This window comes from Streptomyces sp. NPDC057428 (assembly GCF_042803195.1).
In the GTDB taxonomy this organism is placed as follows: domain Bacteria; phylum Actinomycetota; class Actinomycetes; order Streptomycetales; family Streptomycetaceae; genus Streptomyces.
Map to the genome: position 1 here is coordinate 103971 of NZ_JBHVCT010000002.1, position 25954 is coordinate 129924.

Genomic DNA, 25954 nt, shown 5'->3' on the forward strand with positions numbered 1-25954 from the left:
GCCGTCCGGTACCCCGCGCCCTAGCGTCGCCGCATGTCCGCGACGCGGCCCACCGGCCCGTCCGCCAGCACCGCCGCGCTCCGCAGTTGCGGCCCGAGACCTCCCGGCCCTCCGTGGCCGCCCTGGGTGCGCCGCTGCCCGGGCAGCGGCATCTCCTGCCTGGGCTGCCGTCCAGGAGGCGGGGCGTCTCCGGCCGAGGTATCCGCGTCGGGTCCCGCCACCGTGATCTCCACCCCCTGGTCGGCCAGGGCCTGCAGCTCGGTGGCCGCACGCTCGTCGTGCACCGGTGGCTCGTCCGTCACCAGACGGGTGATCAGCTCCGTGGGCACCGTCTGGAACATGGTGTCGGAGCCGAGCTTCGTGTGGTCCGCGAGGACCACCACCTCGGCGGCGGCCTGCACCAGCGCCCGGTCCACGCTGGCCGAGAGCATGTTGGACGTGGACAGCCCCCGCTCCGCGGTCAGCCCGCTCCCGGAGAGGAAGGCCCGGGAGACCCGCAGCCCCTGGAGGGACTGTTCGGCCCCGCTGCCGACGAGGGCGTAGTTGCTCCCCCGCAGCGTGCCGCCTGTCATCACCACCTCCACCCGGTTGGCATGGGCCAACGCCTGGGCGACGAGCAGCGAGTTGGTGACCACGGTCAGACCGGGCACACGTGCGAGCCGGCGGGCCAGCTCCTGCGTGGTCGTTCCGGCGCCGACCACGATGGCCTCGCCTTCACCGACCAGGCCGGCCGCCAGATCGGCGATGGCCGTTTTCTCCGCGGTGGCAAGATGGGATTTCTGCGGAAAGCCGGACTCCCGCGTAAAACCGCCCGGCAATACCGCACCGCCGTGCCGGCGGTCGAGGAGTCCTTCTGCCTCCAGCGCCCGCACGTCCCGCCGTACGGTCACTTCGGAGGTCTGGACGACGCGGGCGAGCTCACGGAGCGATACTGCCCCGTTGGCGCGCACCATTTCGAGGATCAATTGACGACGTTCTGCAGCGAACACGAAACTGACAGTAACCTGGCCGTACGTTGCTTTTCAGCAGTTTGCGCCGAATAAGAGAAGTTGTACATGCGTGAGGCCCCCTAGTGGTATAGGGGGCCTCGTCGCAGGTGGAGCGGTCCGTACTACGCCTCGCCGGCCGACTTACGGGTGTGCAACTGGCGGGCGACCTCGGCGATCGAGCCCGACAGGGAGGGGTAGACCGTGAAGGCGTTCGCGATCTGCTCCACCGTCAGGTTGTTGTCGACCGCGAGCGAGATCGGGTGGATCAGCTCGCTGGCCCTCGGTGCGACGACACAGCCGCCTACCACGATGCCGGTGCCCGGGCGGCAGAGGATCTTGACGAACCCGTCCCTGATGCCCTGCATCTTGGCGCGCGGGTTGCGCAGCAGCGGCAGCTTCACGACACGGGCGTCGATCTTGCCGGAGTCGACGTCGGCCTGACTGTAACCGACCGTGGCGATCTCGGGGTCGGTGAAGACGTTCGCGGAGACCGTCTTCAGGTTCAGCGGCGCCACGGCGTCGCCGAGGAAGTGGTACATCGCGATCCGGCCCTGCATCGCGGCGACCGAGGCCAGCGCGAAGATCCCGGTGACGTCACCGGCCGCGTACACGCCGGGGGCGCTGGTGCGGGAGACCCGGTCGGTGCGGATGTGCCCGGAGTCCTTGAGCTGCACCCCGGACTCCTCCAGGCCCATGCCCGCGGTGTTCGGGATCGCACCGACCGCCATGAGGCAGTGGGTACCGGAGATGACGCGGCCGTCGGCCAGCGTGACCTCGACCCGGTCGCCGACGCGCTTGGCGGACTGCGCGCGGGAGCGCGCCATGACGTTCATGCCCCGGCGGCGGAAGACGTCCTCAAGGACGGCCGCCGCGTCCGGGTCCTCGCCGGGGAGCACCCGGTCGCGGGATGAGACCAGGGTCACGCGTGAGCCCAGTGCCTGGTAGGCGCCGGCGAACTCGGCGCCGGTGACACCGGATCCGACGACGATGAGCTCCTCGGGGAGCTCGTCGAGGTCGTAGACCTGGGTCCAGTTCAGGATGCGCTCGCCGTCGGGCAGGGCGTCCGGGATCTCCCGAGGGTGGCCGCCCGTCGCGATCAGGACCGCGTCGGCGGTGAGCCGCTCCTCGGTCCCGTCGGCCGCGGTCACCACGACCTGCCGGGAGCCGTCGGAGGCCTGGAGGCCCTCCAAGCGGCCGCGGCCCCGCATGACCCTGGCCCCCGCGCGGGTGACGGAGGCGGTGATGTCGTGGGACTGGGCGAGCGCCAGGCGCTTCACCCGCCGGTTGACCTTGCCGAGGTCGACCCCGACCACCCGCGCCACCTGTTCGATGTGCGGGGTGTCGTCGGCGACGATGATGCCCAGTTCCTCGTAGGAGGAGTCGAAGGTGGTCATCACCTCGGCCGTCGCGATCAGGGTCTTCGAGGGCACGCAGTCGGTGAGTACCGACGCGCCGCCGAGGCCGTCGCAGTCGACGACGGTCACCTCCGCGCCGAGCTGGGCGCCCACCAATGCAGCCTCGTAGCCGCCGGGGCCGCCGCCGATGATCACGATCCGGGTCACGAAAAGTCCGCCTCGCGTGGTGTCATCCCACGGCCGTCTGCCGCCCCGGCCGGGGGTCCGGGGGGCCGCCCCGGCGTATGCAGTACGTAATTCATTGTCCCGCACGCGCCAAGCTGCTTCGCCCCGGGGCCCTCCATACGGGCACGCGCCCGGTCGAGGCGCGGTTCACCGGCCGCCGCAGGGCGTCCCGCACGGGTGGTCCCTCGCCCCGGAACCGCCGCACCGCGCGTCACCTCCCGTACCCTCGACCCCATGTCGCTCTACGCCGCGTATGCCGGCAACCTCGACGCGCGGCTGATGACGCGCCGCGCACCGCACTCCCCGCTGCGCGGCACGGGCTGGCTCAACGGCTGGCGGCTGACGTTCGGGGGAGAGCAGATGGGCTGGGAGGGCGCGCTGGCCACGGTGGTGGAGGCCCCCCGCTCCCAGGTCTTCGTGGCGCTGTACGACCTGGCACCCATGGACGAGGACTCCATGGACCGCTGGGAGGGCGTCGGCCTCGACGTCTACCGGCGCATGCGCGTGCGCGTCCACACGCTGGACGGCGACGAGCCCGCCTGGATGTACGTGCTGAACGGTTACGAGGGCGGGCTGCCCTCCGCCAGGTACCTGGGCGAGGTGGCGGATGCCGCCGAGTCCGCCGGAGCACCGCACGACTACGTGATGAACGTGCGCAAGCACCCCTGCTGAACCTGGGCCCGCCACAGTTTCTGTACGAGAATACGAAGAGGTCCGGCCAGACTCTCAACGAGCACATCTACGCGCGTAGGGAATCAGCGGTTACCCTCATCCGCGTGAACGTATCTGTTATTCCGGACCACATCCAGGGCGACCCCCTCGCCGCCGCCGCCGACGCCGCCGCCCGCCTGCGCGAGCTGACCGGCGTCGAGACCCACGACGTCGCTCTCGTGATGGGCTCCGGGTGGGCCCCCGCCGGCGAGGCGCTCGGCGCCCCGGAGGCCGAGTTCCCCGTCACCGCGCTGCCCGGCTTCCCGGCCCCGGCCGTGGAGGGGCACGGTGGCACGATCCGCTCGTACCGGATCGGCGAGAAGCGCGTCCTGGTCTTCCTCGGCCGCACGCACTACTACGAGGGCCGCGGCGTCGCGGCCGTGGCGCACGGCGTGCGCACGGCCGTCGCGGCGGGCTGCGGGACGATCGTCCTGACCAACGGCTGCGGCGGGCTGCGCGAGGGCATGCGCCCCGGCCAGCCGGTCCTCATCAGCGACCACATCAACCTCACGTCGGCCTCGCCGATCGTGGGCGCGAACTTCGTCGACCTGACCGACCTGTACTCGCCGCGGCTGCGCGCCCTGTGCAAGGAGATCGACGACACGCTCGAGGAGGGCGTGTACGTACAGTTCCCCGGCCCGCACTACGAGACCCCGGCCGAGATCGGCATGGTCCGGGTCATGGGCGGCGACCTCGTCGGCATGTCGACGGTCCTGGAGGCCATCGCGGCGCGTGAGGCCGGTGCCGAGGTGCTGGGCATCTCCCTGGTCACGAACCTGGCCGCGGGCCTGAGCGGCGAGCCCCTCAACCACGAGGAGGTCCTCCAGGCCGGCCGCGACTCCGCCACCCGGATGGGCGCCCTGCTGGCCCGGGTACTCGACCGCATCTGATCACCCCGCGACCCGGCGGAATCGGCCTCGGCCGGCGTCTCGCGTCGTCCGGGCCCGGCATCATCGGCCGCTCCGGCGATCGGGGCGCGGCGGTCCGGGGCCCCTCGACCGGAGCACCGGTCACGGAAGGGGCCGGCGGGGTGACCGCCCCGCGCGACAGCCGACCCTCCCCGCCCCACACAACCGCACCGCAGAAAGGCGGACACCGTGCAGCAGGACCTCATCACGCGGGCCAGGACCTGGCTCGCCGAGGACCCGGACCCCGAGACCCGCGCGGAGCTCGCCGGGCTCATCGACGCCGGTGACCTCACCGAGCTCGCCGACCGCTTCGCCGGCACGCTCCAGTTCGGCACGGCGGGCCTGCGGGGCGAGATCGGCGCCGGGCCGATGCGCATGAACCGCTCCGTCGTCATCCGTGCCGCCGCGGGTCTGGCCGCCTACCTGCGGGCGCAGGGACAGGCCGGCGGGCTCGTCGTCATCGGTTACGACGCCCGGTACAAGTCGGCCGACTTCGCCCGCGACACCGCGGCCGTGATGACCGGAGCGGGGCTGCGCGCGGCGGTGCTCCCCCGCCCGCTGCCCACACCCGTCCTGGCGTTCGCCATACGGCACCTCGGGGCGGTCGCCGGCGTGGAGGTCACTGCCAGCCACAACCCGCCGCGCGACAACGGCTACAAGGTCTACCTGGGTGACGGCTCGCAGATCGTGCCTCCGGCCGACGCGGAGATCGCCGCCGCGATCGAGGCGGTCGGCCCGCTCGAGCGTGTGCCGCGTCCCGAGTCCGGCTGGGAGACCCTCGGCGAAGAGGTCCTGGCCGCCTACCTCGCCCGTACGGACGCCGTCCTCAGCCCCGGCTCACCCCGGACCGCCCGGACCGTCTACACCGCCATGCACGGCGTCGGCACGTCCGTCCTGACCGCGGCCTTCGCACGGGCCGGGTTCCCCGAGCCGGTGCTGGTCGCCGAACAGGCCGAGCCCGACCCGGCGTTCCCCACCGTCGCCTTCCCCAACCCGGAGGAGCCGGGGGCCATGGACCTGGCCTTCGCGACCGCACGCGCGGCCCGGCCGGACATCGTCATCGCCAACGACCCGGACGCCGACCGCTGCGCCGTCGCCGTACCCGACCCCGCCGTCGAGGGCGGCTGGCGGATGCTGCGGGGCGACGAGGTCGGCGCGCTGCTCGCCGCGCACCTCGTCGAGCGGGGCGTCACGGGCGTGTTCGCCGAGTCGATCGTCTCCTCGTCACTGCTGGGGCGTATCGCCGAGAAGGCCGGCCTCGGCTACGAGGAGACGCTGACGGGCTTCAAGTGGATCGCGCGCGTCGACGGGCTGAGGTACGGCTACGAGGAGGCGCTCGGTTACTGCGTCGACCCGGACGGGGTGCGCGACAAGGACGGCATCACGGCCGCCCTGCTGATCGCGGAGCTGGCCTCCGCGCTCAAGGAGAAGGGCCGCACCCTCCTGGACCTGCTGGACGACCTGGCCGTCGAGCACGGGCTGCACGCGACGGACCAGCTGTCCGTCCGGGTCGAGGACCTGTCGGTCATCGCCGACGCCATGCGGCGCCTGCGCGAGAACCCGCCGGCCGAACTGGCCGGCCTGCCCGTCACCTCGGCCGAGGACCTCTCCCTGGGCACCGGCGCGCTGCCGCCCACCGACGGCCTGCGCTACCACCTGACGGGCGCCCGGGTCATCGTCCGCCCGAGCGGCACCGAGCCCAAGCTCAAGTGCTACCTGGAGGTCGTCGTCCCGGTCGCATCGGCCGACGAGCTGCCCGGGGCGGCCGCGAAGGGCGCCGGACTCCTCGCCGCCGTCAAGCGCGACCTGGCAGCCGCGGCCGGCATCTGAGCGGGCCGCACAGGGGAGGCGAAGGCGGCGTGACCGGTGGGCACGCGCGCGGGCCCGACGCCCCGCTCCCCCGTCAGCTGACGGCGAACAGGACCACGAGCGCCACCAGACCCACGGCGGCCGGGGCGATCACCTCGTAGGCCCAGCGCACCGAGGCGGTCGTCGTGGCCTTCTCGGTGCGGGCGGCGGCGCGCTCGGCGAGCTCCCGCAGGTCGCCCACCGTCTGATCCGCGGCGGCCGTAAGCGCCTGGGAGTCGCGGACGTCGGCGTGCGCGGACGTGCGGCCGTAGGGATCGTCGTGCGCCCGCTGGACGGCCTTCCTGGACGCCCGCTTGCGCTCGCGCAGCGAGACCGGGACCGCCCACAACTGATACTTGTCACCGCCGTGGGTGAAGATCTCGCTGGAGTACGTGGCGCGTACCGTGGAGACGTCGGCCCACGGCACCACGATCGTGCGGAACGGGTTGCGGATGCGGATCCGCTCGACGTCGGCGAAGACCGCAGGCCTCAGGGTGAACGCGACGATCAGCGGGACCACGGTCAGCAGGGCGGCCAGTGACAGCCAGGGCACCCGCCCCGTGCCCCGGAACACCGCGTCCCCGCCGATCCAGCCGACCAGCAGGATCAGCAGCACGCCGCTGACGATGCCGGCACCCGACCGGTAGGTCCGGTCGGCGTGGGCGGGCTCGGCGGAGGGTGTGGGACTCGTCATGCTCCCGATTCTGCCTGAAGTGGCGGAGCAGGTGCGGCCCGGCCTCGCGGAGGTCGCGGGAGGACCGGAAGGAGAACGGGCCTGTACATGTTGCTACGCGCGTAGATATGCTGGTGTGGTGACCATGCCCACCACTGCTCCAGCATTCGCCGACGCGACGGCGTCCGACAGTGCGCTGCGCCGCTTCCTGCACGGGCTGCCCGGCGTCGACACCGTCGGCCTCGAAGCGCGCGCCGCGTCCCTCGGCACACGATCGATCAAGACGACCGCCAAGGCGTACGCGATCGATCTCGCCATCTCGATGATCGACCTGACGACGCTGGAAGGCGCGGACACCCCGGGCAAGGTCCGGGCTCTCGCCGCCAAGGCCGTCAACCCCGACCCCACCGACCGCACGACCCCGCGCACCGCCGCGGTCTGCGTCTATCCCGACATGGCGGCGACCGCCGTCGCGGCGCTGGCGGGCTCCGGGGTGAAGGTGGCCTCCGTGGCGACGGCCTTCCCCGCCGGCCGCGCCGCGCTCGACGTCAAGCTCGCGGACGTCCGCGACGCCGTGGCGGCCGGGGCCGACGAGATCGACATGGTGATCGACCGGGGGGCCTTCCTCTCCGGCCGTTACCTCAAGGTGTACGAGGAGATCGTCGCCGTGAAGGCCGAGTGCGGCTCGGCGCGGCTCAAGGTGATCTTCGAGACCGGCGAGCTGTCGACGTACGACAACATCCGGCGCGCCTCCTGGCTCGGGATGCTGGCGGGGGCGGACTTCATCAAGACGTCGACCGGCAAGGTCGCCACGAACGCGACGCCGGCGAACACCCTGCTGATGCTGGAGGCCGTGCGCGACTTCCGGCAGCAGACGGGTGTGCAGATCGGCGTGAAGCCCGCCGGCGGCATCCGCACCACCAAGGACGCCATCAAGTTCCTGGTCCTGGTGAACGAGACCGCGGGCGAGGACTGGCTGGACAACCACTGGTTCCGCTTCGGCGCCTCCAGCCTGCTGAACGACCTGCTGATGCAGCGCCAGAAGCTCAGCACCGGCCGTTACTCCGGCCCCGATTACGTGACGGTGGACTGATCCCCATGGCATCTGCATTCGAATACGCGCCGGCTCCGGAGTCCCGCTCCGTCGTCGACATCGCCCCCTCGTACGGCCTGTTCATCGACGGCGAGTTCACCGAGGCCGCCGACGGCAAGGTCTTCAAGACGGTCAGCCCCTCGTCCGAGGAGGTGCTCTCCGAGGTCGCACGGGCCGGCTCCGAGGACGTGGACCGGGCCGTGAAGGCCGCACGCAAGGCGTTCGAGAAGTGGTCGGCCCTGCCCGGCTCCGAGCGCGCCAAGTACCTCTTCCGGATCGCCAGGATCATCCAGGAGCGCTCCCGGGAGCTCGCCGTCCTGGAGACCCTGGACAACGGCAAGCCGATCAAGGAGACCCGCGACGCGGACCTCCCGCTGGTCGCCGCTCACTTCTTCTACTACGCGGGCTGGGCCGACAAGCTGGACCACGCGGGCTACGGGGCGAACCCCCGTCCGCTCGGGGTGGCCGGCCAGATCATCCCGTGGAACTTCCCGCTGCTGATGCTGGCCTGGAAGATCGCCCCGGCGCTCGCCACCGGCAACACCGTGGTGCTGAAGCCCGCCGAGACGACTCCGCTCTCCGCCCTGTTCTTCGCGGACATCTGCCGCCAGGCCGGCCTGCCCAAGGGTGTCGTCAACATCCTGACGGGTTACGGCGACGCGGGCGAGGCACTCGTCTCGCACCCCGACGTGAACAAGGTCGCCTTCACCGGCTCGACCGCGGTCGGCAAGGCGATCGCCCGGCAGATCGCCGGCACGGACAAGAAGGCCACGCTCGAACTGGGCGGCAAGGGCGCGAACATCGTCTTCGACGACGCACCGGTCGACCAGGCGGTCGAGGGCATCGTCACCGGGATCTTCTTCAACCAGGGCCAGGTCTGCTGCGCGGGATCGCGGCTGCTGGTCCAGGAGTCGGTCCAGGACGAGGTGCTGGACGCCCTGAAGCGCAGGCTGTCCACGCTGCGGCTCGGCGATCCGCTGGACAAGAACACCGACATCGGCGCGATCAACTCCGCCGAGCAGCTCGCCCGGATCACCGCCCTGGTGGAGACCGGCGAGGCGGAGGGCGCGGAGCGCTGGTCGGCCCCCTGCGACCTCCCGTCGTCGGGTTACTGGTTCGCCCCGACCCTCTTCACCAACGTCACCCAGGCGCACACGGTGGCCCGTGACGAGATCTTCGGCCCGGTGCTGTCCGTCCTCTCGTTCCGGACCCCGGACGAGGCGGTCGCCAAGGCGAACAACAGTCAGTACGGCCTCTCGGCAGGCATCTGGACGGAGAAGGGCTCCCGCATCCTCGCGGTGGCGAACAAGCTCCGCGCGGGCGTCGTCTGGGCCAACACGTTCAACAAGTTCGACCCGACCTCGCCGTTCGGCGGATACAAGGAGTCGGGCTTCGGCCGCGAAGGCGGCCGCCACGGTCTGGAGGCCTACCTCGATGTCTGACGGGCGACTGAGCGTCTTCAAGACCTACAAGCTGTACGTCGGGGGCAAGTTCCCCCGCTCCGAGAGCGGCCGGGTGTACGAGGTGACCGCGAAGAAATCAGCCACTGCCGCAGCGGGCAAGGGCAAGTGGCTGGCCAACGCCCCGCTGTCGTCCCGCAAGGACGCCCGTGACGCGGTCGTCGCCGCGCGCAAGGCGTTCGGCGGCTGGTCGGGCGCGACGGCGTACAACCGCGGCCAGGTCCTCTACCGCGTCGCGGAGATGCTGGAGGGGCGCCGGGACCAGTTCGTGCGCGAGGTCGCGGACGCGGAGGGGCTGTCGAAGTCCAAGGCCGCGGCCGTCGTCGACGCGGCGGTCGACCGCTGGGTCTGGTATGCGGGCTGGACCGACAAGATCGGCCAGATCGTGGGCGGGGCGAACCCGGTGGCGGGCCCGTTCTTCAACCTCTCCACCCCGGAGCCGACGGGCGTGGTGGCGGTCCTGGCGCCGCAGGAGTCGTCCTTCCTCGGCCTGGTCTCGGTGATCGCCCCGGTGATCGCGACCGGCAACACCGCGGTCGTCGTCGCCTCGGCGGACGCACCCCTTCCCGCGCTCTCGCTGGGCGAGGTACTGGCCACCTCCGACCTGCCGGGCGGCGTGGTGAACATCCTGTCGGGGAGGACGGCCGAGCTCGCGGCCCCGCTGGCCTCCCACCAGGACGTCAACGCCATCGACCTCACCGGCGCCGACGCCGAACTGGCGACGGAACTGGAGATCGCGGCCGCGGACAACCTGAAGCGCGTCGTGCGCAACCGTCCACAGGCTGTGGACGGGGCGGACTGGTCGGCCGACCCGGGCACGCACCGCCTGACGGCCTTCCTGGAGACCAAGACGGTCTGGCACCCGACGGGCGCCCTGGGGGCCTCCGGCTCCTCGTACTGAGCCGCCGGACGCGCGTGCGGGGCCGCCCCGAGCGGCCCCGTACGCGCGTCCGCGGTCGATTCAGCCGGTGATCAGACCGGTCACCTCGCCGATCACGGGCAGGTCGCCCAGAGCGGCCCCGCTGGTCAGCGGGTCTGTGACGAGGGCTGTGGTCACCGGCTTGAAGTCGGCGATCTGGGTACCCACCGCGTTGTCCAGCGGATCCACCCCCGTCCCGGCGAGCGGATCCAGCTGCAGGTCCGTGACGGGCTTGACGGCCCCCGCGAGTCCGTAGCCGAGGGCGCTGGTCAGTGCGGGCGACGCCGCCTCGCCGACCGCCCCCAGGGTGCTGTCCGCGGAGTCCGCACCGGTGGCGGGTGTGGCGGGCAGGACGGCGGCCTGGGCCGCCGTGCCTCCCGCACCGAGTGCCGCACCCAGTGCGGTGAGGGTCAGACCGGCGCGCAGCAGTGCGCGGCGGGGGGGCTTGGACAGTGCGTGACGTGCCATGTTTTCCCACCTGATCGGGACGTGTTGAGTAATCATCCGTGCGCGCAGAGTAGTTGAGGTGTGATGCTCGATACCAACAGGACCTCCGGGGGATCCCCTACGCGGGTCAATGCCTCACACTTCTGTTCTGTGAGTTCCCAACCGATCCCCACTCGCGTCGTGCTGCTCGCCGGTCCTTCCGGCTCCGGCAAGTCGTCCCTCGCTGCCCGCAGCGGTCTGCCCGTGCTGCGCCTGGACGACTTCTACAAGGAGGGAAACGACCCGACACTGCCCCGGGTCACCGGTAGTACCGACATCGACTGGGACTCGGCGCTGTCCTGGGACGCGGACGGTGCGGTCGCGGCCGTCGCCGAGCTGTGCCGCACGGGGCGTACGGACGTCCCGCTGTACGACATCGCCACGAGCGCGCGGGTCGGCCGCGAGACGCTCGACATCGAACGCACGCCCCTGTTCGTCGCCGAGGGCATCTTCGCGGCGGACATAGTGGAGCGCTGCCAGGAGCTCGGCATACTGGCCGACGCCCTGTGCCTGCGCGGGCGGCCGTCCACGACGTTCCGCCGGCGTCTGCTGCGGGATCTGCGGGAAGGGCGGAAGTCCGTGCCGTTCCTGCTGCGGCGCGGGTGGCGGCTGATGCGGGCCGAGCGGCACATCGTGGCCCGCCAGGCCGCGCTGGGCGCGTATCCCTGCGCCAAGCAGGAGGCGCTGGGCCGCCTGGCCGCCGCCGCGGCGGGCCGCTGTCTCGCTCCCCGGAGCCGGGTACCGAACTGAGGCCGTGACCGCCCGGACCCGGGCCGTCGTGGCCGTCGCGCGACGAAACAGCGGGGGCGGACAGGACCCCCCGGCCTGTCCGCCCCCGCTGCGTGTCACCCCCGTACCGCCGCTTCCCCCGAAGCGGCGGCGTTCTCCCCCGTTCCCCCGTAGACCTCAGGCCACCAGCTCGCCGAAGGACTCCTCCTCGTCACGGCCGAAGCTGAGGACGTCGTCCTCGCGCAGCCGGCGGAGCGACCGCCAGATGCTCGACTTCACCGTGCCGACACTGATGCCGAGTATGGACGCGATCTCCGGGTCCGTGCGGCCCTCGTAGTAGCGCAGGACCAGCATCGTGCGCTGGAGTTCGGGCAGCCGCGCCAGCGCCTGCCAGAGCACCGCACGCAGTTCCGTGCCCCGCATCGCGTCCGTGTCGCCGACCGTCTCCGGCAGCTCCTCGGTCGGGTACTCGTTCAGCTTTCGCCTGCGCCATGCGCTGATGTGCAGGTTGGTCATGGTCCGGCGGAGGTATCCGCCGACCGCCGCCTTGTCGCTGATCCTGTCCCACGCCCGGTACGTCGAGAAGAGGGCGCTCTGCAGCAGGTCCTCGGCCTCGAACCGGTCGCCGGTCAGGTGGTAGGCGGTCGCGTACAGGGAGGCACGGCGCTCCTGGACGTAGGCGGTGAACGCCACCTCGGCGCTCTCGGCCTGCGCCGGGACCTTCCGCTCCCCCGAGCCCTCCCCGTACGCTTTTCCCCCGTTTTCCCCCGTGGACGCGTCAACCATCGTCAGGTACGACGAGTGCTGACGACCGGCACCCCGGAAACACCCACGCGCTCCGGTGCCGGACTTCTCCGGGCTCCTCCCGACGTCGTGGAGGCGTGTGACAACTGCGCTTGAGGTGGTGCTGTGCAGTGCGTTCATCTGGCGCCCCCCATCGGTGGAGTCCGTTCGTTCCGTGTGCCATTGAGCTTGCCGGGGCAGTTTCATGGCGCTGTCCCCCGACTGTCACAGGGCTGTCACAGGGCGGGCCGGGCACCCGCGCCGGGGATCGAGCCGGGGATCAAGTAGGGGGGATTGTCGAAAGGTGGCAGCACCATGGGCCAGAATGGCCCCCGTGCCTTTCCTGTTGCTGATCGAGGACGACGACGCCATCCGCACGGCCCTCGAACTCTCGCTGTCTCGCCAGGGCCACCGTGTGGCCACCGCGGCGACGGGAGAGGACGGCCTGGAGCTGCTCCGGGAGCAGCGGCCGGACCTGGTCGTGCTGGACGTGATGCTGCCCGGGATCGACGGTTTCGAGGTCTGCCGGCGCATCCGGCGCACCGACCAGCTGCCGATCATTCTGCTGACCGCGCGCAGCGACGACATCGACGTCGTGGTGGGACTGGAGTCCGGCGCGGACGACTACGTGGTGAAACCCGTGCAGGGCCGGGTGCTCGACGCCCGTATCCGTGCGGTTCTGCGGCGCGGCGAGAGGGAGTCGACCGACTCGGCGACGTTCGGGAGTGTCGTCATCGACCGTTCGGCGATGACCGTCACCAAGAACGGGGAGGACCTGCAGCTCACGCCGACCGAGCTGCGTCTCCTGCTCGAACTGAGCCGCAGGCCCGGACAGGCCCTTTCGCGGCAGCAGTTGCTGCGTCTGGTGTGGGAACACGACTACCTCGGTGACTCGCGGCTGGTGGACGCCTGCGTGCAGCGGCTGCGGGCGAAGGTGGAGGACGTGCCCTCCTCGCCGACGCTGATCCGTACCGTGCGCGGCGTCGGCTACCGGCTGGACTCGCCTCAGTGAGCGATCCCGCGAAGCGTTCCGTACTCGCGGGTCTTCGCTGGACCAGCCTGAGGCTGCGGCTGCTGATCGTGTTCGCGCTGGTGGCCCTGACGGCCGCGGTGTCCGCCTCGGGCATCGCGTACTGGCTCAACCGTGAGGCCGTGCTGACGCGCACCCAGGACTCGGCGCTGGGCGACTTCCGCCGCCAGATGCAGAACAAGGCCGCCTCGCTGCCACTGGAGCCTTCGTCGACGGACCTTCGGGACGCCGCCGAGCAGATGGCGAGCAGCGGCCCCGGCTACCAAGTACTGCTGGTCGGCACGCGTGACGGCAAGCCCGTCACCGGGTCGTCCGACATCGACTCGTTCACCAAGGTCGACGTGCCCGCGTCGCTGCAGAAGCAGGTGAACAAGAAGCAGCCGCTGACGTCGAGCAACACCTTTGAGTACCACCTGTTCTGGCAGCGCACGACGATGGGCGGCACGCCCTACCTGGTGGCCGGCACGAAGATCATCGGTGGTGGTCCGGCCGGCTACATGCTGAAGTCGCTCGACCAGGAGCGCGAGGACCTGAGTTCGCTCGCCTGGTCGCTGGGCATCGCCACGGCGCTGGCCCTCGTCGGATCGGCACTCCTCGCCCAGGCGGCCGCGACGACGGTGCTGCGACCGGTGCAGCGGCTCGGCGACGCGGCCCGCAAGCTCGGCGAGGGGAAGCTCGACACCCGTCTCGCGGTCTCCGGAACGGACGAACTCGCTGATCTCTCCCACACGTTCAACAAGGCTGCGAGTTCCCTGGAGAAGAAGGTCGCCGACATGAGCGCGCGGGAGGAGTCGAGCCGCAGGTTCGTCGCCGACATGTCGCACGAGCTGCGAACTCCCCTGACCGCGATCACGGCGGTCGCCGAGGTGCTGGAGGACGAGGCGGACAGTCTCGACCCGATGATCGCCCCGGCCGTGCACCTGGTGGTGAGCGAGACCCGGCGGCTGAACGACCTGGTCGAGAACCTCATGGAGGTCACCCGCTTCGACGCGGGTACGGCCCGCCTCGTCCTGGACACCGTCGACGTCGCGGACCAGGTGACCGCCTGCATCGACGCCCGCGCCTGGCTGGACGCGGTCGACCTGGACGCGGAGCGCGGCATCATGGTGCGGCTCGATCCGCGGCGGCTCGACGTGATCCTGGCGAACCTGATCGGCAACGCCCTCAAGCACGGCGGTTCGCCGGTGCGGGTGTCGGTACGGACCGACGACGACGATCTCGTCATCGAGGTGCGCGACCACGGCCCGGGCATCCCCGAGGAGGTCCTGCCCCACGTGTTCGACCGCTTCTACAAGGCGAGTGCCTCCAGGCCGCGCTCCGAGGGCAGCGGTCTCGGCCTGTCCATCGCGCTGGAGAACGCGCACATCCACGGCGGTGACATCACGGCCTCGAACCTCCCGGACGGTGAGGGCGCGATGTTCGTGCTGCGGCTCCCGCGTGACGCCGAGGGGCTGACCGGCATGCCGGGCGACGACGACCGGGACGAGAAGGGCGACGCGAAGTGACGCGCAGCGAGCGGGCGTACGGTGCACCGCGAAGGGGCCGTCCGAGGGGCGGCCGGCGCCGGGCCGCAGCAGCACTGGCCGTCGTCGCGGCGTGCGCGGCACTGGCCTCGGGCTGCGGGATCCGGAGCACCTCGGTGCCGGTCGACGCGGGCGCGGCGCCGTCGCGGATGCCGTGCCGTACCGCTGCGTCCGATGCCACCCTGCCCCCTCCGCCGGGGAGCGTCTCGGTGAGGATCCACCTCATCTGCGCCTCTCAGCTCGCGACGGTGGAGCGCACGGCCGAACTCGACGAGTCACGGTCCGACCGGCTCATGGTCGCCCAGGCGCTGCTGGACGAGCTGGAGCGCGAGCCTTCGGCCGACGAGCGGCGGGCCGGCTTCTCCAGCGACGTACCGGTGGGGCTGCGGGCCGCCGATGCCCGCCAGGGTGACCCGAAGGGCACTCTGCGCCTCAGCGAGCAGCCGGAGGACCTCCCCGCGGAGGCACTCGCCCAGGTGGTCTGCACGTTCACGGAGAGCGACGGCATCGGCTCGAACGGCTCGGTGCTGCTCGGAGGGCCGGGGAACTACGCCCCGCGGGGCTATCTGTGCACGTCGGAGACGAAGGCCCGCCCCGCGGAGGTGCCCACGCTGGGTGCGGTAGAGCTTCCTTGAGGCCTCTCCGCCCGTGGTGCCCGGCCGGTCGTGGTACCCGTCACAGAGCCTTCCCCGACGGGGGCGGAACCGATCCTGCCGATCGTGGCGTCTCGGTGTACGTGCGTCACAGTTCGGACGGCCGGGCCGTCATCCGCTTCCGCGCGGCGGGGGTAGTCCTCCTCCTCGCGCACCTCCTGTTCGTCGGCTGGCTGACACTGCGCCCGCTGGACGTGCCCTGGGTGACGGCGGCGAACCTGCAGCCGTTCGACGGGATCAAGGCGGATCTGGCCATGGGCCCGGCGGAGGCCGCACGCCGCATCGGCAAGGGACTGCTGCTGCTGGCGCCGCTGGGCGTGCTGCTGCCGATGGCGGGCGGCCGGCTGCTGGTGTCCCCCTGGGCCTCGCTGGCCCGTACCGTCGCCGCCGGTGCCCTGATCTCGATGGCGATCGAGCTGGGGCAGACGGGAGTGCCCGGTCAGGTCGTCGACGTCGACTCACTGCTGCTGAACACCGTCGGGGTCGCGCTGGCCCATCTGCTGGTCGTCCCGCTGTGCCGGGCCCGGCTGCGCCGGGGCAACCGGGCGGGCGCCGGCGACCTCTCCCGGATGGGGAACGGCACCCGGACGTTCCGGAGCGAGGCTCCTCAGGGATCGACCCCGACGATTACCGGGGTCGGGGTCGCCCCGTAGAGCGACGCCCTGCACCCCTTCGCGGAGTCACTATGGAGGTACCGGGAGCGCGACGGTGCAGCTCCCCGAACGGTTGACGAAGGAGCCCACCATGGCCGCACTTGTCCGCCCCGTTGAAGGACGCATGATCGGTGGAGTGTGCGCAGCGCTGGCACGGCGCTTCGGCACCTCCGCGGGGACGATGCGTGTCATCTTCCTGGTCTCGTGCCTGCTCCCCGGGCCTCAGTTCCTGCTCTACCTGGCCCTGTGGGTACTGCTCCCGTCGGAGAAGTCCCCGGCCGCGACAGCGTGGTGACCTGCGGGACCACGGGGAAAGGACATGTGGGGCGCACACCCTGACCCGGGTGTGCGCCCCACATGCGTGTACGGCTGGTTCAGCGGCCGATCGGCAGGACGCCGGTCAGGCCGCCGGCGGGCAGACCGCCGAGCAGGTTCGTGCCGGGGGCAGACAGGTTCTTGCCGCTGCCGCGCTGCTGCTGCTGGTCGAGAAGTCCGCCGGCCGCCTTCTGCACGGCGGGCAGGGCGTCGGTCACGGAGTCGAGCGCGATGCCGGCGGGCAGCGCACCGGCCGCGGCGTCGAGGGGCACGGCGACGGCGGAGGCGCTGCCCGCACCGGCGGCCGCGAAAGCGGCACCGAGAGCGGCGACACCGAGGGTCCTGACAGCAGACTTCTTCATGTGGAATTCATCCTTGGGAAGGGGATGTGAGCGGCTCTGCAAGGTAGTCAGCCCGGTACCCCTACCGCAAACATGCCGGAACACGGAAAACGGCCGGGACCCGATTCTCCCGGCCGTTCCCCTTTTGCCTCGGTCAGCCGGCGAAGGACGAAGAACCGCTGGTGACAGCCGTCTGCTGGAAGAGCCATTCGGACTTCAGCTCCGCGTAACCAGGCTTCACGACGTCGTTGATCATCGCCAGACGTTCATCGAAAGGAATGAACGCTGATTTCATCGCATTGACTGTGAACCACTGCATGTCGTCGAGCGTGTATCCGAATGTCTCGATCAGTCGCTCGAATTCCTGACTCATGCTCGTACCGCTCATCAGCCGGTTGTCCGTATTCACGGTGGCACGGAAATGCAGCTTCCGCAGCAGTCCGATCGGGTGCTCGGCGTACGAGGCGGCCGCGCCCGTCTGCAGGTTCGAGGTCGGGCAGAGCTCCAGCGGGATGCGCTTGTCTCGCACGTAGGAGGCGAGGCGCCCCAGGGTCACGCTGCCGTCGTCGGCGATCTCGATGTCGTCGATGATCCGCACACCGTGGCCGAGCCGGTCCGCGCCGCACCACTGCAGGGCCTGCCAGATGGACGGCAGCCCGAAGGCCTCGCCCGCGTGGATGGTGAAGTGGTTGTTCTCGCGCTTGAGGTACTCGAACGCGTCCAGGTGCCGGGTGGGCGGGAAGCCCGCCTCGGCGCCGGCGATGTCGAAGCCGACGACACCCAGGTCGCGGTAGCGGTTGGCGAGTTCGGCGATCTCCAGTGCGCGCGCGGCGTGCCGCATGGCGGTGAGCAGCGCGCCCACGCGGATGCGGTGGCCGCTCTCGCGGGCCCTGCGCTCGCCCTCGCGGAAGCCGTCGTTGACCGCCTCGACGACCTCTTCCAGGGTCAGGCCCGCCGTGAGGTGCTGCTCGGGGGCGTACCGCACCTCGGCGTAGACGACTCCGTCCTCCGCGAGGTCCTCCGCACACTCCGCGGCCACCCGGAACAGTGCGTCACGGGTCTGCATGACGGCACAGGTGTGTGCGAAGGTCTCCAGGTAGCGCTCCAGCGAACCTGAGTCGGCCGCCTCGCGGAACCAGACACCCAGCTTGTCGGGCTCGGTCTCGGGGAGTGCGTCGTAACTCTGGGCCAGCGCCAGTTCGATGATCGTGCCGGGGCGGAGGCCGCCGTCGAGATGGTCGTGGAGCAGCACCTTGGGCGCGCGGCGGATCTGTTCGGGGCCGGGGACATTCCGGGTCTGGCTCGTCATTCGGGCACTCTAACGCCTACGCGCGTAGATTTCCGAGTGCCGATGCGTAACAGTGACCGCGGGGCCGGGTCGGATACACCCGCCCTTCTGACACTGTTCTGTCATGGCACAGCGCGCGCTTCCCCTGCCCTCCGCCAGGCTGGGACGGGCCGTTCACACGGCCGGAGCAACACCCGAGGTCAGCGGAGTGGTCCTGCTGCTCCCCGACGGCGAGACCGAATCCCGGCGTCGCCCTTCCCCGCTGTCGTACGCGGCCCAGCTGCCGCTGGCCCGGACCCTGGCCGGGGCGGGGCGGGAGGACGGACTCACGGTGCACGTCGTGCGCTACCGCAGCCGCGGCTGGAACGCCGGGGCCGATCCGGTGGCCGACGCACAGTGGGCGGCGGACGAGGTCGTACGCCGCTACGGCGACGTCCCCGTCTGCCTCGCCGGGCACGGGACGGGCGGCCGGGCCGCCCTGCGGGCCGCGGGGCACACCGCGGTCAACTCCGTGCTGGCGATGGCACCCTGGCTCCCGGACGGCCCCGGGAACGGGCCCGAGCCGGTCAGGCACCTGGCGGGACGCCGGGTGCTGATCGTGCACGGCACGAACGACGCCCGGTCGGATCCCGAGCTCTCCTACCGGCTGGCCGAGCGGGCCAAGAAGGCCAACCGGGACACCTGTCGGTTCGAGGTCCACTCGGACGGACACGCCCTGCGCCAGCACCGGTCGGAGGTGATGGCCCTGGCCGCGGACTTCGTACGGGGTTCGCTGTTCGCCCGGTCGTACGCCCGCCCGGTCGCCGACGCCTTCGCCGCTCCCCCGCCGCTGGGCCTGCGGATGCCGCTCGCGGCGGGGTTCGGGCGGTCGTCACGGCAGTGAGGGCGCCGCCGCGCCGGATCAGTCCGGCAGCAGGCTCCCCCGGCGCGACAGCAGGAACTGTTTGAAGGCGGCCACCGGCGGCGTGTCGGGGTGTCCGTCCAGCCAGGCGACCCCGATCTCCCGGGCCGCGCGCGGCGAGGTCACCGTCAGCTCGGCCACTCCGGGCCTGGCGACGGCGGGTGGTGGGAGCAGGGCGACGCCGAGCCCGGCCGCGACCAGTCCGCGCAGGGTCTCGGCCTCCTCACCCTCGAAGGCGATCCGCGGGGTGAAACCGGCCTCGGCGCAGAGGTCGTCGGTGATCCGCCGCAGCCCGTAACCGGGTTCGAGGGTGACGAACGCTTCGTCGGCCGCCTCGGCGAGGCGGACCCGGCGGCGGCTCGCGAGCCGGTGGTCGTCGGGGACCACGAGGCGCAGCCGCTGCTCGTCCAGGCGCCAGGTGACGAGGTCCGGCTCGTCCGGGACCGGTGAGGTCAGGCAGAGGTCCAGTCCGCCCGTGCGGAGCCGTTCGATCATCGCCTCGCCGTAGTTCTGCACCAGCTGGAAGCGGACCCGGGGGTGGTCGGCGCGGAAGGCCCGGAGCAGGGCGGGAACGGTCTCGGAACCCATCGTGTGCAGGAAACCGAAGGCGACCTTGCCCGCCGTGGGGTCGGCGTCGGCACGCACCGAGTCGGCCGCCTTCTCCACCTCCGCCAGGGCGCGTTCGGCGGATCCGAGGAAGGTGCGGCCGGCGGGGGTGAGGGAGACGGTGCGGCCGCTCCGGGCGAACAGGGCGACGCCCAGGTCCTCCTCGAGCCGCACGATGGCGCGCGACAGCGTCGACTGGGGGACGCCGAGCTCCTGCGCGGCGCGCGTGACGTGCTCGTGCCGGGCCACCGCCTCGAAGTACGCCAGGCGGGGCGCGAGCACGGCGCGGATGTCTTCTTCGTAACTGCCCGGTGACAGCCGAGGCTGTGAGCTGTATTGATGCGCCATGGGAACGATTATGAGGGTTTCATGCATTGGACGCATGAAACCTCGCGCTCTACGTTCGACGCATGCCTCCTGCCAGTACCGGGGCGTCCGCCATCGTGCTGGATGCCGCCGTTCCGTCTTCCGCCGCCTCCTCACCGACCTCGCCGGACCGCCTCGCACCCGGTGGTCCCGGCTACCGGCGCATGAGCTTCGCCCTCTTCGTGGCGGGGATAGCGACTTTCGCCCTCCTCTACTCCACCCAGGCCCTGCTGCCCGCCGTGTCGGCGTCCTTCCACGCCACGGCCGAGCAGGCGAGCTGGACGGTCTCCGCGGCCACTGGCGGGCTGGCCCTGTGCGTCCTCCCGCTGAGCGCACTGTCCGAGCGCTTCGGGCGGCGGCAGATGATGACGGGTTCGCTGGCGGTCGCCGTGGTGATCGGGCTCCTCGTGCCCTTCGCCCCGTCGCTCGGCTGGCTGATCGCGCTGCGCGCGGTCCAAGGCGCGGCCCTGGCGGGACTGCCCGCGTCCGCGATGGCGTACCTGGCCGAGGAGGTACGGCCCAAGGCACTGGTGGGGGCGATCGGGCTCTTCGTCGCGGGCAACAGCATCGGTGGCATGAGCGGCCGCGTGCTCTCCGGCTGGCTCACCCAGCTGTGGGGCTGGCGCGTGGCGGTCGGCGCGATCGGGCTGCTCGCCCTGGCCTGCGCCGTGGCCTTCCACTTCATGGTCCCCGCCGCCCGGCACTTCACCCCGGCCACGCTCAACCCGAGGGCCCTGGCGAAGACCGTCGGCGGCCACCTCGCCAACCCCCTGCTGCGACGGCTGTACGCGATCGGCGCGCTGTTCATGACGGTGTTCGGCGCGGTCTACACCGTGATCGGCTACCGGCTCACCGACGAGCCCTTCAGTCTTCCGCAGGGCGTCGTCGGGTCGATCTTCCTGGTCTACGTCGTCGGTACGCTCTCCTCCGCCGGCGCCGGCAGGCTGGTCGCCCGTCTGGGCCGCCGGGGCGCGCTCTACCTCGCCCTGTCCACGACGGCCGGGGGTCTGCTGCTCACCCTCGCCGACCAGCTCGCCGCCGTCCTGGCCGGGCTCGTCCTGATCACGGCCGGCTTCTTCGCCGGGCACGCGGTCGCCTCGTCGTCGGTGAGCCGTACGGCGACCACCGGCCGCGCGCAGGCCTCGGCGATCTACCAGTCCGTGTACTACCTCGGCTCCAGCGTGGGAGGCGCGCTCGGCGCCGTCGCCTTCCACGCCGGTGGCTGGGCCGGCACGGTCGCGCTGGGCGTCTTGGCGCTCCTCGGCGTCCTGTCGATCACCGTGTACGGCACCCGGGCGGCGCGGAGCGAGCGTCTCCGGACCGAAAACGTGGCACCTATGCACAACTGAGACCTTCCGGCCACAACCGCAGCACCCTGGCGTACGTCCAACAAGTGGAGTCACTTACCGCGGACGGCGCGAAGGGGAGCAGGCGTACATGGGAATCATGGGGAAGACGGGCGGCATACGGGCACGGCGCGGAGCCGTCCTGTCGGTCGCGGGCCTGGTGGCCGCACCGGCCCTGGTCCTGGGCACCGGGACGGCCGCGCAGGCGGCGTCCTGCTCGGCAGGGGCCGGTCCGTACCAGAAGCAGGTCGAGAAGTATCTGAAGCGGCCCGTCGACGGGCGGCAGTCCACGGCGGACTGCACCGCCATCCGGTCGTTCCAGGCGTCGAAGGGAATCACCCCGGCGGCCGGCTACGCGGGGCCGGTCACCTGGCGCACGATGAAGACGATCACCGCGCAGAAGGCGGCGGGGAAGAACCCCAACGCGGCGAAGAACTGCCCCACCAACAAGGGCCGGATCGCCTGCGTCGACCTGACCAGGCAGCTGAGCTGGATCCAGGACGGGTCCAAGCTGAAGTTCGGTCCCGTGCCGGTGCGGACGGGCCGTAACGGTGCGGAGACGCGGACCGGCTCGAAGAAGATCTACTGGCGCAACATCGACCACTGGTCCACGCTCTACGACGTCAGCATGCCGTACGCCCAGTTCTTCGACGGCGGCCAGGCGTTCCACTCGGTCACCAAGTCCATGTACAACAACCCGGGCTCGGCGGGCTGCGTCAACATGCGCCCGGCGGACGCGAAGGCGTACTGGAACCTGCTGAAGAACGGCGACGACGTCTTCGTCTACGGACGCAAGCCCGGCACCTGAGCAGCGCTTTCCTCGCTTCCCGCCCCTGTTGCCAGTGCCCTGCGGTAGCTTCCACAGTGCTGGGTGATCGGCGTCACAGCGCAACAGGGGTGGAGCGATGAGTGATCTGACGGCGACGGCAGACGTGGACAGCCGTCTGGAGGGACACCGGGTCGAACTGACCGGCTACTGCTACCGGATGCTCGGTTCGGCCTTCGAGGCGGAGGACGCCGTCCAGGACACGCTGGTGCGTGCCTGGCGGAACTTCGACAGGTTCGAGGGCCGTTCCTCGTTGCGCTCCTGGCTGTACCGGATCGCGACGAACGTCTGCCTGGACATGCTGAAGGCCGGCAACAAGCGGGCCAGACCGGTGGATCTGACCGGACCCACCCCTCTCGCCCAGGCGGCGCTCAATCCCCTTCCCGAGAACACCTGGCTGGAGCCGATGCCCGACGGGCGCATCCTCCCGTCGGTGGCCGACCCGGCCGAGGCCGCCGTGGCCCGCGAGTCGGTGCGCCTCGCGTTCGTCGCGGCGCTCCAGCACCTGCCGCCCAAGCAGCGCGCGGTGCTGATCCTCCGAGAGGTGCTGGCCTGGAAGGCGAGCGAGGTCGCGGAGCTGCTCGACACCTCGGTCGCCTCGGTCAACAGCGCTCTGCAGCGGGCCCGGGCGACCCTGTCGGACACGGAGGGCACCGTGCCCGACACGGCGAACCCGCTGGACGAGGAGCAGCGCAAGCTCCTCGACCGCTACGTGGCGGCGTTCGAGGGGTACGACATGGCGGCGCTGACGGCCCTGCTCCACGAGGACGCTGTGATGACCATGCCGCCGTTCGACCTGTGGCTGCGGGGGCATGAGGACATCGCGGGTTTCATGCTCAGCATCGGCGCGAGCTGCGCGGGTTCCCGCCTGGTGGCGACCGAGGCAAACGGGGCCCCGGCCTTCGCGCACTACAAGCCGGATCCGGAGGGACCGGGGTTCGTGCCGTGGGCCGTGCAGGTCATCGACATCTCGGACGGTGCCATCACCGGGATGCACTGCTTCCTGGACACCCCGCGCTGGTTCCCGCTGTTCGGGCTCCCCGATCGCCTGGACGCGGATCAGGCTTGAGGCTCACGCGGCCTGTGGTGATCGGGTCACTCCTCGTCGGGCCTCAGGTGTGCCACCACGTCGGCCAGCCCGACCAGGTCGAGCAGCACCCCGAGTTCGGCGGAGGCGTGGCGCAGGCGCAGCCGGGCTCGTCCGGTCCGGCGGGCGACGAGCCCCAGCCGGGCTATCGCCTCCACCAGCGCGAGATCCGCGTGCGTCACCCCTCCGACATCACAGTCGACCACCGCGGCGTCGGGACGGCCGGTCAGCAGGGCCTCCAGCTCGGCGCACAGTCCCGGCACGTCGGCGCGGGTGACGCGGCCGGTGACGACGAGGGCGTTCGGGGGCATGGCATCCACACCACAGAGACCGGCGGGATGCCGGAAACTCATCGGCGGGCAGGCTCGCGCCTCAACTGACCGGGAGGATCCCCGTGTCCAGATCCAGCTTGAACGGCTCGGGAAGGGTGAGTTTCCCCCCGTACTCGACCACGTCGAGGACGCGGTAGGTGCCGTTGTCGGGATCACCGTAGAGCGTGGCGGTCGGGCGGCCCGAGTGCCAGGGATCGAGCAGCAGGAAGAGTTCGACGCCGGCTTTCGCGTATCCGTGCGCCTTCTTGACGCGGTCGTGGTTGGCGTTGGCCTGCGAGGTGATCTCGACAACCAGCAGGGCCTCCTCCGCCGGCACGCGACTCCCCGGCCCGGTCGCCACCGCGCGCGGCACGACGAGGAGGTCGGGGATGTAGACGCCCGCGCGTCCTGGCACCGAGACCCCGAGCGTCTGGTAGATCTCCCATTCCTCGGGGATGACGGCGTACAGCCTGCGCTGCAGCAGTGCTGCGGTGGTGTTGTGGTCCTTGGACGGCGGTGGCGACACGGTGACGATCCCCTCGATGATCTCCACCTTGCAGCCCTCGGGTGCGTCCGTCTCCTCCCAGATCCGGACGAGGTCGTCCCAGTCCTGGCCGTGGCCCGGCCCGGGATCGACGGTGAGTGCGCCCATGGCGGTCTCCTCTTATCGGTGCGTCACCGAGTCCAGCATGCCGAACGGGACCGGTGGTGGTCCACCGGTCCCGTTCACCCGAAAGGGAAAGCCACAGGTCAGGCGATACGTTCCCGCACCACCGGCGTGGCGGTGAAGGGGGTGCCGGCCGGTGCGATGTCGTACGAGCCGGGCAGTGCCTTGAGGGCGTACTCGAACTTCTCGGGGGTGTCCGTGTGCAGGGTCATCAGCGGCTGGCCCTCGGTGACGGTGTCACCGGGCTTGGCGTGCATCTCGACGCCCGCGCCCGCCTGCACCGGGTCCTCCTTGCGCGCGCGGCCCGCACCGAGGCGCCAGGCGGCGACACCGACGTCGTAGGCGTCCAGCCGCGTCAGCACGCCCGAGGACGGGGCGCTGATCACATGCTGCTCGCGCGCGACCGGGAGTTCGGCGTCCGGGTCGCCGCCCTGGGCGGAGATCATGCGGCGCCACACGTCCATGGCGGAGCCGTCCGCGAGCGCCTTCTCGGGGTCGGCGTCCTTGAGCCCGGCCGCGTCGAGCATCTCGCGGGCGAGCGCCAGGGTCAGGTCGATGACGTCCCTGGGACCGCCGCCGGCCAGGACCTCGACGGACTCACGGACCTCCAGGGCGTTGCCGGCGGTGAGACCGAGCGGGGTCGCCATGTCCGTGAGCAGGGCCACGGTGCGTACGCCGCTGTCGGTGCCCAGCGCGACCATGGTGGAGGCCAGTTCGCGGGCGTCCTCGATCGTCTTCATGAAGGCGCCGGAGCCGACCTTGACGTCCAGGACGAGGGCGCCGGTGCCTTCGGCGATCTTCTTGGACATGATCGAGCTGGCGATGAGCGGGATCGCCTCGACGGTGCCGGTGACGTCGCGCAGCGCGTACAGCTTCTTGTCGGCGGGGGCGAGGCCGTCGCCCGCCGCGCAGATCACCGCGCCGGTGGTGTCCAGGACGTCGAGCATCTCGGCGTTGGTGATGTGGGCGCGCCAGCCGGGGATGGACTCCAGCTTGTCGAGCGTGCCGCCGGTGTGGCCGAGACCCCGGCCGCTGAGCTGGGGCACGGCCGCGCCGCAGGCGGCGACCAGCGGGGCCAGGGGCAGGGTGATCTTGTCGCCGACGCCGCCCGTGGAGTGCTTGTCGGTGGTGGGGCGTGAGAGCGCCCCGAAGTCCATGCGCTCGCCGGAGGCGATCATCGCGGCGGTCCAGCGGGCGATCTCGGTGCGGTTCATGCCGTTGAGCAGGATCGCCATGGCCAGCGCGGACATCTGCTCGTCGGCGACCTCGCCGCGCGTGTACGCGTCGATGACCCAGTCGATCTGCTCGGGGCTGAGCTCGCCCCGGTCCCGCTTGGTGCGGATGACGGAGATGGCGTCCATGGGAGGGGAGTCCTTCCGGCCGGAGGGGTAGGCGCGAGTCCCGTTGACTCTACGCGCATAGAGAGGAAACGTTCCGCCGCTCCGCTCCCCCGGCGGGCCGGTGCGGCGGGGCCGATCCGGCACGCCGGAGGAACGGAACGGTGTGGGGCACTACCCCAGGTGCTGCGGCCCGAACGCCTGCGGCAGCATCTCGTCGAGCGTACGGAACCCGTCGGGGGTCTCCAGGACCAGCTCGGGGCCGCCGAACTCGTACAGCAGCTGACGGCACCGCCCGCACGGCACGAGCACCGCGCCGGCACCGTCCACACAGGTGAAGTGGGTCAGCCGGCCGCCGCCCGTGGCGGCGAGCTGCGACACCAGGCCGCACTCGGCGCACAGGCTGATGCCGTACGAGGCGTTCTCGACGTTGCACCCCGTGATCATGCGGCCGTCGTCCACGAGGGCCGCCACGCCGACCGGATAGTGCGAGTACGGGGCGTACGCCCGGGACATGGCGTCCCG

Annotated in this window: 28 protein-coding genes; 16 read left to right on the forward strand and 12 right to left on the reverse strand. The window is 71.3% G+C overall.

Features of this window, described 5'->3' with window-relative positions; translation table 11 throughout:
• Positions 1-20: 20 nt before the first annotated feature.
• Positions 21-989, reverse strand: a complete 969-nt coding sequence (locus ACFU5K_RS01390) for a DeoR/GlpR family DNA-binding transcription regulator (protein WP_384055290.1) — start codon at positions 987-989, stop codon at positions 21-23.
• Between the two features lie 122 nt (positions 990-1111).
• The gene (locus ACFU5K_RS01395) at positions 1112-2551 is read right to left on the reverse strand and encodes an NAD(P)H-quinone dehydrogenase (protein ID WP_384055287.1); all 1440 of its coding nucleotides are present in this window, start codon (positions 2549-2551) and stop codon (positions 1112-1114) included.
• Between the two features lie 252 nt (positions 2552-2803).
• On the opposite strand from ACFU5K_RS01395, the gene ACFU5K_RS01400 reads away from it, so the two are divergent.
• The 3 genes from ACFU5K_RS01400 to ACFU5K_RS01410 all read left to right on the forward strand — a co-directional run bounded on the left by ACFU5K_RS01400 (position 2804) and on the right by ACFU5K_RS01410 (position 6018).
• Entirely contained in the window at positions 2804-3241 is a 438-nt protein-coding gene (locus ACFU5K_RS01400; RefSeq protein ID WP_384055284.1) for a gamma-glutamylcyclotransferase, read from the forward strand.
• A 104-nt stretch (positions 3242-3345) separates the two neighbouring features.
• On the forward strand, positions 3346-4170 hold the full coding sequence (locus tag ACFU5K_RS01405) for a purine-nucleoside phosphorylase (protein ID WP_384055281.1): 825 nt from the start codon (positions 3346-3348) through the stop codon (positions 4168-4170).
• A gap of 207 nt (positions 4171-4377) precedes the next feature.
• Positions 4378-6018, forward strand: a complete 1641-nt coding sequence (locus ACFU5K_RS01410) for a phospho-sugar mutase (RefSeq protein WP_384055279.1) — start codon at positions 4378-4380, stop codon at positions 6016-6018.
• A gap of 73 nt (positions 6019-6091) precedes the next feature.
• Here the strand turns inward: ACFU5K_RS01410 and ACFU5K_RS01415 are convergent, their stop codons facing one another.
• Entirely contained in the window at positions 6092-6730 is a 639-nt protein-coding gene (locus ACFU5K_RS01415) for a PH domain-containing protein (RefSeq protein WP_384055276.1), read from the reverse strand.
• Positions 6731-6854: 124 nt separating this feature from the next.
• On the opposite strand from ACFU5K_RS01415, the gene deoC reads away from it, so the two are divergent.
• From deoC to ACFU5K_RS01430, 3 genes are read left to right on the forward strand one after another with little or no spacing between them, the layout of a single operon-like run.
• The gene (deoC, locus tag ACFU5K_RS01420) at positions 6855-7802 is read left to right on the forward strand and encodes a deoxyribose-phosphate aldolase (protein ID WP_384055334.1); all 948 of its coding nucleotides are present in this window, start codon (positions 6855-6857) and stop codon (positions 7800-7802) included.
• 5 nt (positions 7803-7807) lie between these two features.
• Positions 7808-9244, forward strand: a complete 1437-nt coding sequence (locus ACFU5K_RS01425; protein WP_384055273.1) for an aldehyde dehydrogenase family protein — start codon at positions 7808-7810, stop codon at positions 9242-9244.
• The gene (locus ACFU5K_RS01430; RefSeq protein ID WP_384055270.1) at positions 9237-10163 is read left to right on the forward strand and encodes an aldehyde dehydrogenase family protein; all 927 of its coding nucleotides are present in this window, start codon (positions 9237-9239) and stop codon (positions 10161-10163) included. Before ACFU5K_RS01425 ends, ACFU5K_RS01430 begins: the two co-directional genes overlap by 8 nt.
• 60 nt (positions 10164-10223) lie before the next feature.
• On the opposite strand, the gene ACFU5K_RS01435 is transcribed toward ACFU5K_RS01430, so the two are convergent.
• Positions 10224-10649 (reverse strand): hypothetical protein, encoded by a 426-nt coding sequence (locus ACFU5K_RS01435; protein ID WP_384055267.1) that lies wholly within the window; start codon positions 10647-10649, stop codon positions 10224-10226.
• Between the two features lie 63 nt (positions 10650-10712).
• Here ACFU5K_RS01435 and ACFU5K_RS01440 point away from each other — a divergent pair, with 63 nt between their 5' ends.
• A complete protein-coding gene (locus ACFU5K_RS01440) occupies positions 10713-11417 on the forward strand; it encodes a uridine kinase (protein WP_384055264.1) in 705 nt (234 codons plus the stop codon).
• Between the two features lie 156 nt (positions 11418-11573).
• On the opposite strand, the gene ACFU5K_RS01445 is transcribed toward ACFU5K_RS01440, so the two are convergent.
• Entirely contained in the window at positions 11574-12320 is a 747-nt protein-coding gene (locus ACFU5K_RS01445; protein WP_384055261.1) for a SigE family RNA polymerase sigma factor, read from the reverse strand.
• 193 nt (positions 12321-12513) lie between these two features.
• Here ACFU5K_RS01445 and afsQ1 point away from each other — a divergent pair, with 193 nt between their 5' ends.
• The 5 genes from afsQ1 to ACFU5K_RS01470 all read left to right on the forward strand — a co-directional run bounded on the left by afsQ1 (position 12514) and on the right by ACFU5K_RS01470 (position 16333).
• Positions 12514-13191 (forward strand): two-component system response regulator AfsQ1, encoded by a 678-nt coding sequence (gene afsQ1 / locus ACFU5K_RS01450; protein ID WP_015578482.1) that lies wholly within the window; start codon positions 12514-12516, stop codon positions 13189-13191.
• Complete coding sequence (locus tag ACFU5K_RS01455; protein WP_384055259.1) at positions 13188-14714, forward strand: ATP-binding protein; 1527 nt, start codon at positions 13188-13190, stop codon at positions 14712-14714. The genes afsQ1 and ACFU5K_RS01455 overlap by 4 nt, the downstream gene beginning before the upstream one ends.
• Entirely contained in the window at positions 14711-15367 is a 657-nt protein-coding gene (locus tag ACFU5K_RS01460) for a hypothetical protein (RefSeq protein WP_384055256.1), read from the forward strand. Before ACFU5K_RS01455 ends, ACFU5K_RS01460 begins: the two co-directional genes overlap by 4 nt.
• A gap of 95 nt (positions 15368-15462) precedes the next feature.
• Positions 15463-16038, forward strand: coding sequence for a VanZ family protein (locus tag ACFU5K_RS01465; protein WP_384055253.1), 576 nt, complete (start codon positions 15463-15465; stop codon positions 16036-16038).
• Between the two features lie 91 nt (positions 16039-16129).
• Positions 16130-16333, forward strand: a complete 204-nt coding sequence (locus ACFU5K_RS01470) for a PspC domain-containing protein (protein WP_384055250.1) — start codon at positions 16130-16132, stop codon at positions 16331-16333.
• A gap of 79 nt (positions 16334-16412) precedes the next feature.
• On the opposite strand, the gene ACFU5K_RS01475 is transcribed toward ACFU5K_RS01470, so the two are convergent.
• Both ACFU5K_RS01475 and ACFU5K_RS01480 read right to left on the reverse strand, forming a co-directional pair.
• Positions 16413-16715, reverse strand: coding sequence for a hypothetical protein (locus ACFU5K_RS01475; RefSeq protein WP_384055247.1), 303 nt, complete (start codon positions 16713-16715; stop codon positions 16413-16415).
• A 133-nt stretch (positions 16716-16848) separates the two neighbouring features.
• On the reverse strand, positions 16849-18003 hold the full coding sequence (locus ACFU5K_RS01480) for an adenosine deaminase (RefSeq protein WP_384055245.1): 1155 nt from the start codon (positions 18001-18003) through the stop codon (positions 16849-16851).
• Positions 18004-18106: 103 nt separating this feature from the next.
• Here ACFU5K_RS01480 and ACFU5K_RS01485 point away from each other — a divergent pair, with 103 nt between their 5' ends.
• Complete coding sequence (locus ACFU5K_RS01485; protein WP_384055242.1) at positions 18107-18865, forward strand: alpha/beta hydrolase; 759 nt, start codon at positions 18107-18109, stop codon at positions 18863-18865.
• Between the two features lie 18 nt (positions 18866-18883).
• Here ACFU5K_RS01485 and ACFU5K_RS01490 read toward each other — a convergent pair whose 3' ends face one another.
• A complete protein-coding gene (locus ACFU5K_RS01490) occupies positions 18884-19837 on the reverse strand; it encodes a LysR family transcriptional regulator (protein ID WP_384055239.1) in 954 nt (317 codons plus the stop codon).
• Positions 19838-19899: 62 nt separating this feature from the next.
• On the opposite strand from ACFU5K_RS01490, the gene ACFU5K_RS01495 reads away from it, so the two are divergent.
• The 3 genes from ACFU5K_RS01495 (at position 19900) to ACFU5K_RS01505 (ending at position 23096) form a co-directional block, all read left to right on the forward strand.
• On the forward strand, positions 19900-21204 hold the full coding sequence (locus ACFU5K_RS01495) for an MFS transporter (RefSeq protein ID WP_384055236.1): 1305 nt from the start codon (positions 19900-19902) through the stop codon (positions 21202-21204).
• 88 nt (positions 21205-21292) lie between these two features.
• Positions 21293-22009: a L,D-transpeptidase family protein gene (locus ACFU5K_RS01500; protein ID WP_384055233.1), complete on the forward strand. Its 717-nt coding sequence runs from the start codon at positions 21293-21295 to the stop codon at positions 22007-22009.
• Between the two features lie 97 nt (positions 22010-22106).
• Positions 22107-23096: a sigma-70 family RNA polymerase sigma factor gene (locus ACFU5K_RS01505; RefSeq protein ID WP_384055231.1), complete on the forward strand. Its 990-nt coding sequence runs from the start codon at positions 22107-22109 to the stop codon at positions 23094-23096.
• Positions 23097-23122: 26 nt separating this feature from the next.
• Here ACFU5K_RS01505 and ACFU5K_RS01510 read toward each other — a convergent pair whose 3' ends face one another.
• The 4 genes from ACFU5K_RS01510 to ACFU5K_RS01525 all read right to left on the reverse strand — a co-directional run bounded on the left by ACFU5K_RS01510 (position 23123) and on the right by ACFU5K_RS01525 (position 25945).
• Positions 23123-23425 (reverse strand): STAS domain-containing protein, encoded by a 303-nt coding sequence (locus ACFU5K_RS01510; protein ID WP_384055228.1) that lies wholly within the window; start codon positions 23423-23425, stop codon positions 23123-23125.
• A 61-nt stretch (positions 23426-23486) separates the two neighbouring features.
• The gene (locus tag ACFU5K_RS01515; protein ID WP_384055225.1) at positions 23487-24077 is read right to left on the reverse strand and encodes a Uma2 family endonuclease; all 591 of its coding nucleotides are present in this window, start codon (positions 24075-24077) and stop codon (positions 23487-23489) included.
• Between the two features lie 98 nt (positions 24078-24175).
• Entirely contained in the window at positions 24176-25453 is a 1278-nt protein-coding gene (locus tag ACFU5K_RS01520; RefSeq protein ID WP_384055223.1) for a thymidine phosphorylase, read from the reverse strand.
• Positions 25454-25603: 150 nt separating this feature from the next.
• Entirely contained in the window at positions 25604-25945 is a 342-nt protein-coding gene (locus tag ACFU5K_RS01525; protein ID WP_384055331.1) for a cytidine deaminase, read from the reverse strand.
• Between the last annotated feature and the right edge of the window lie 9 nt (positions 25946-25954).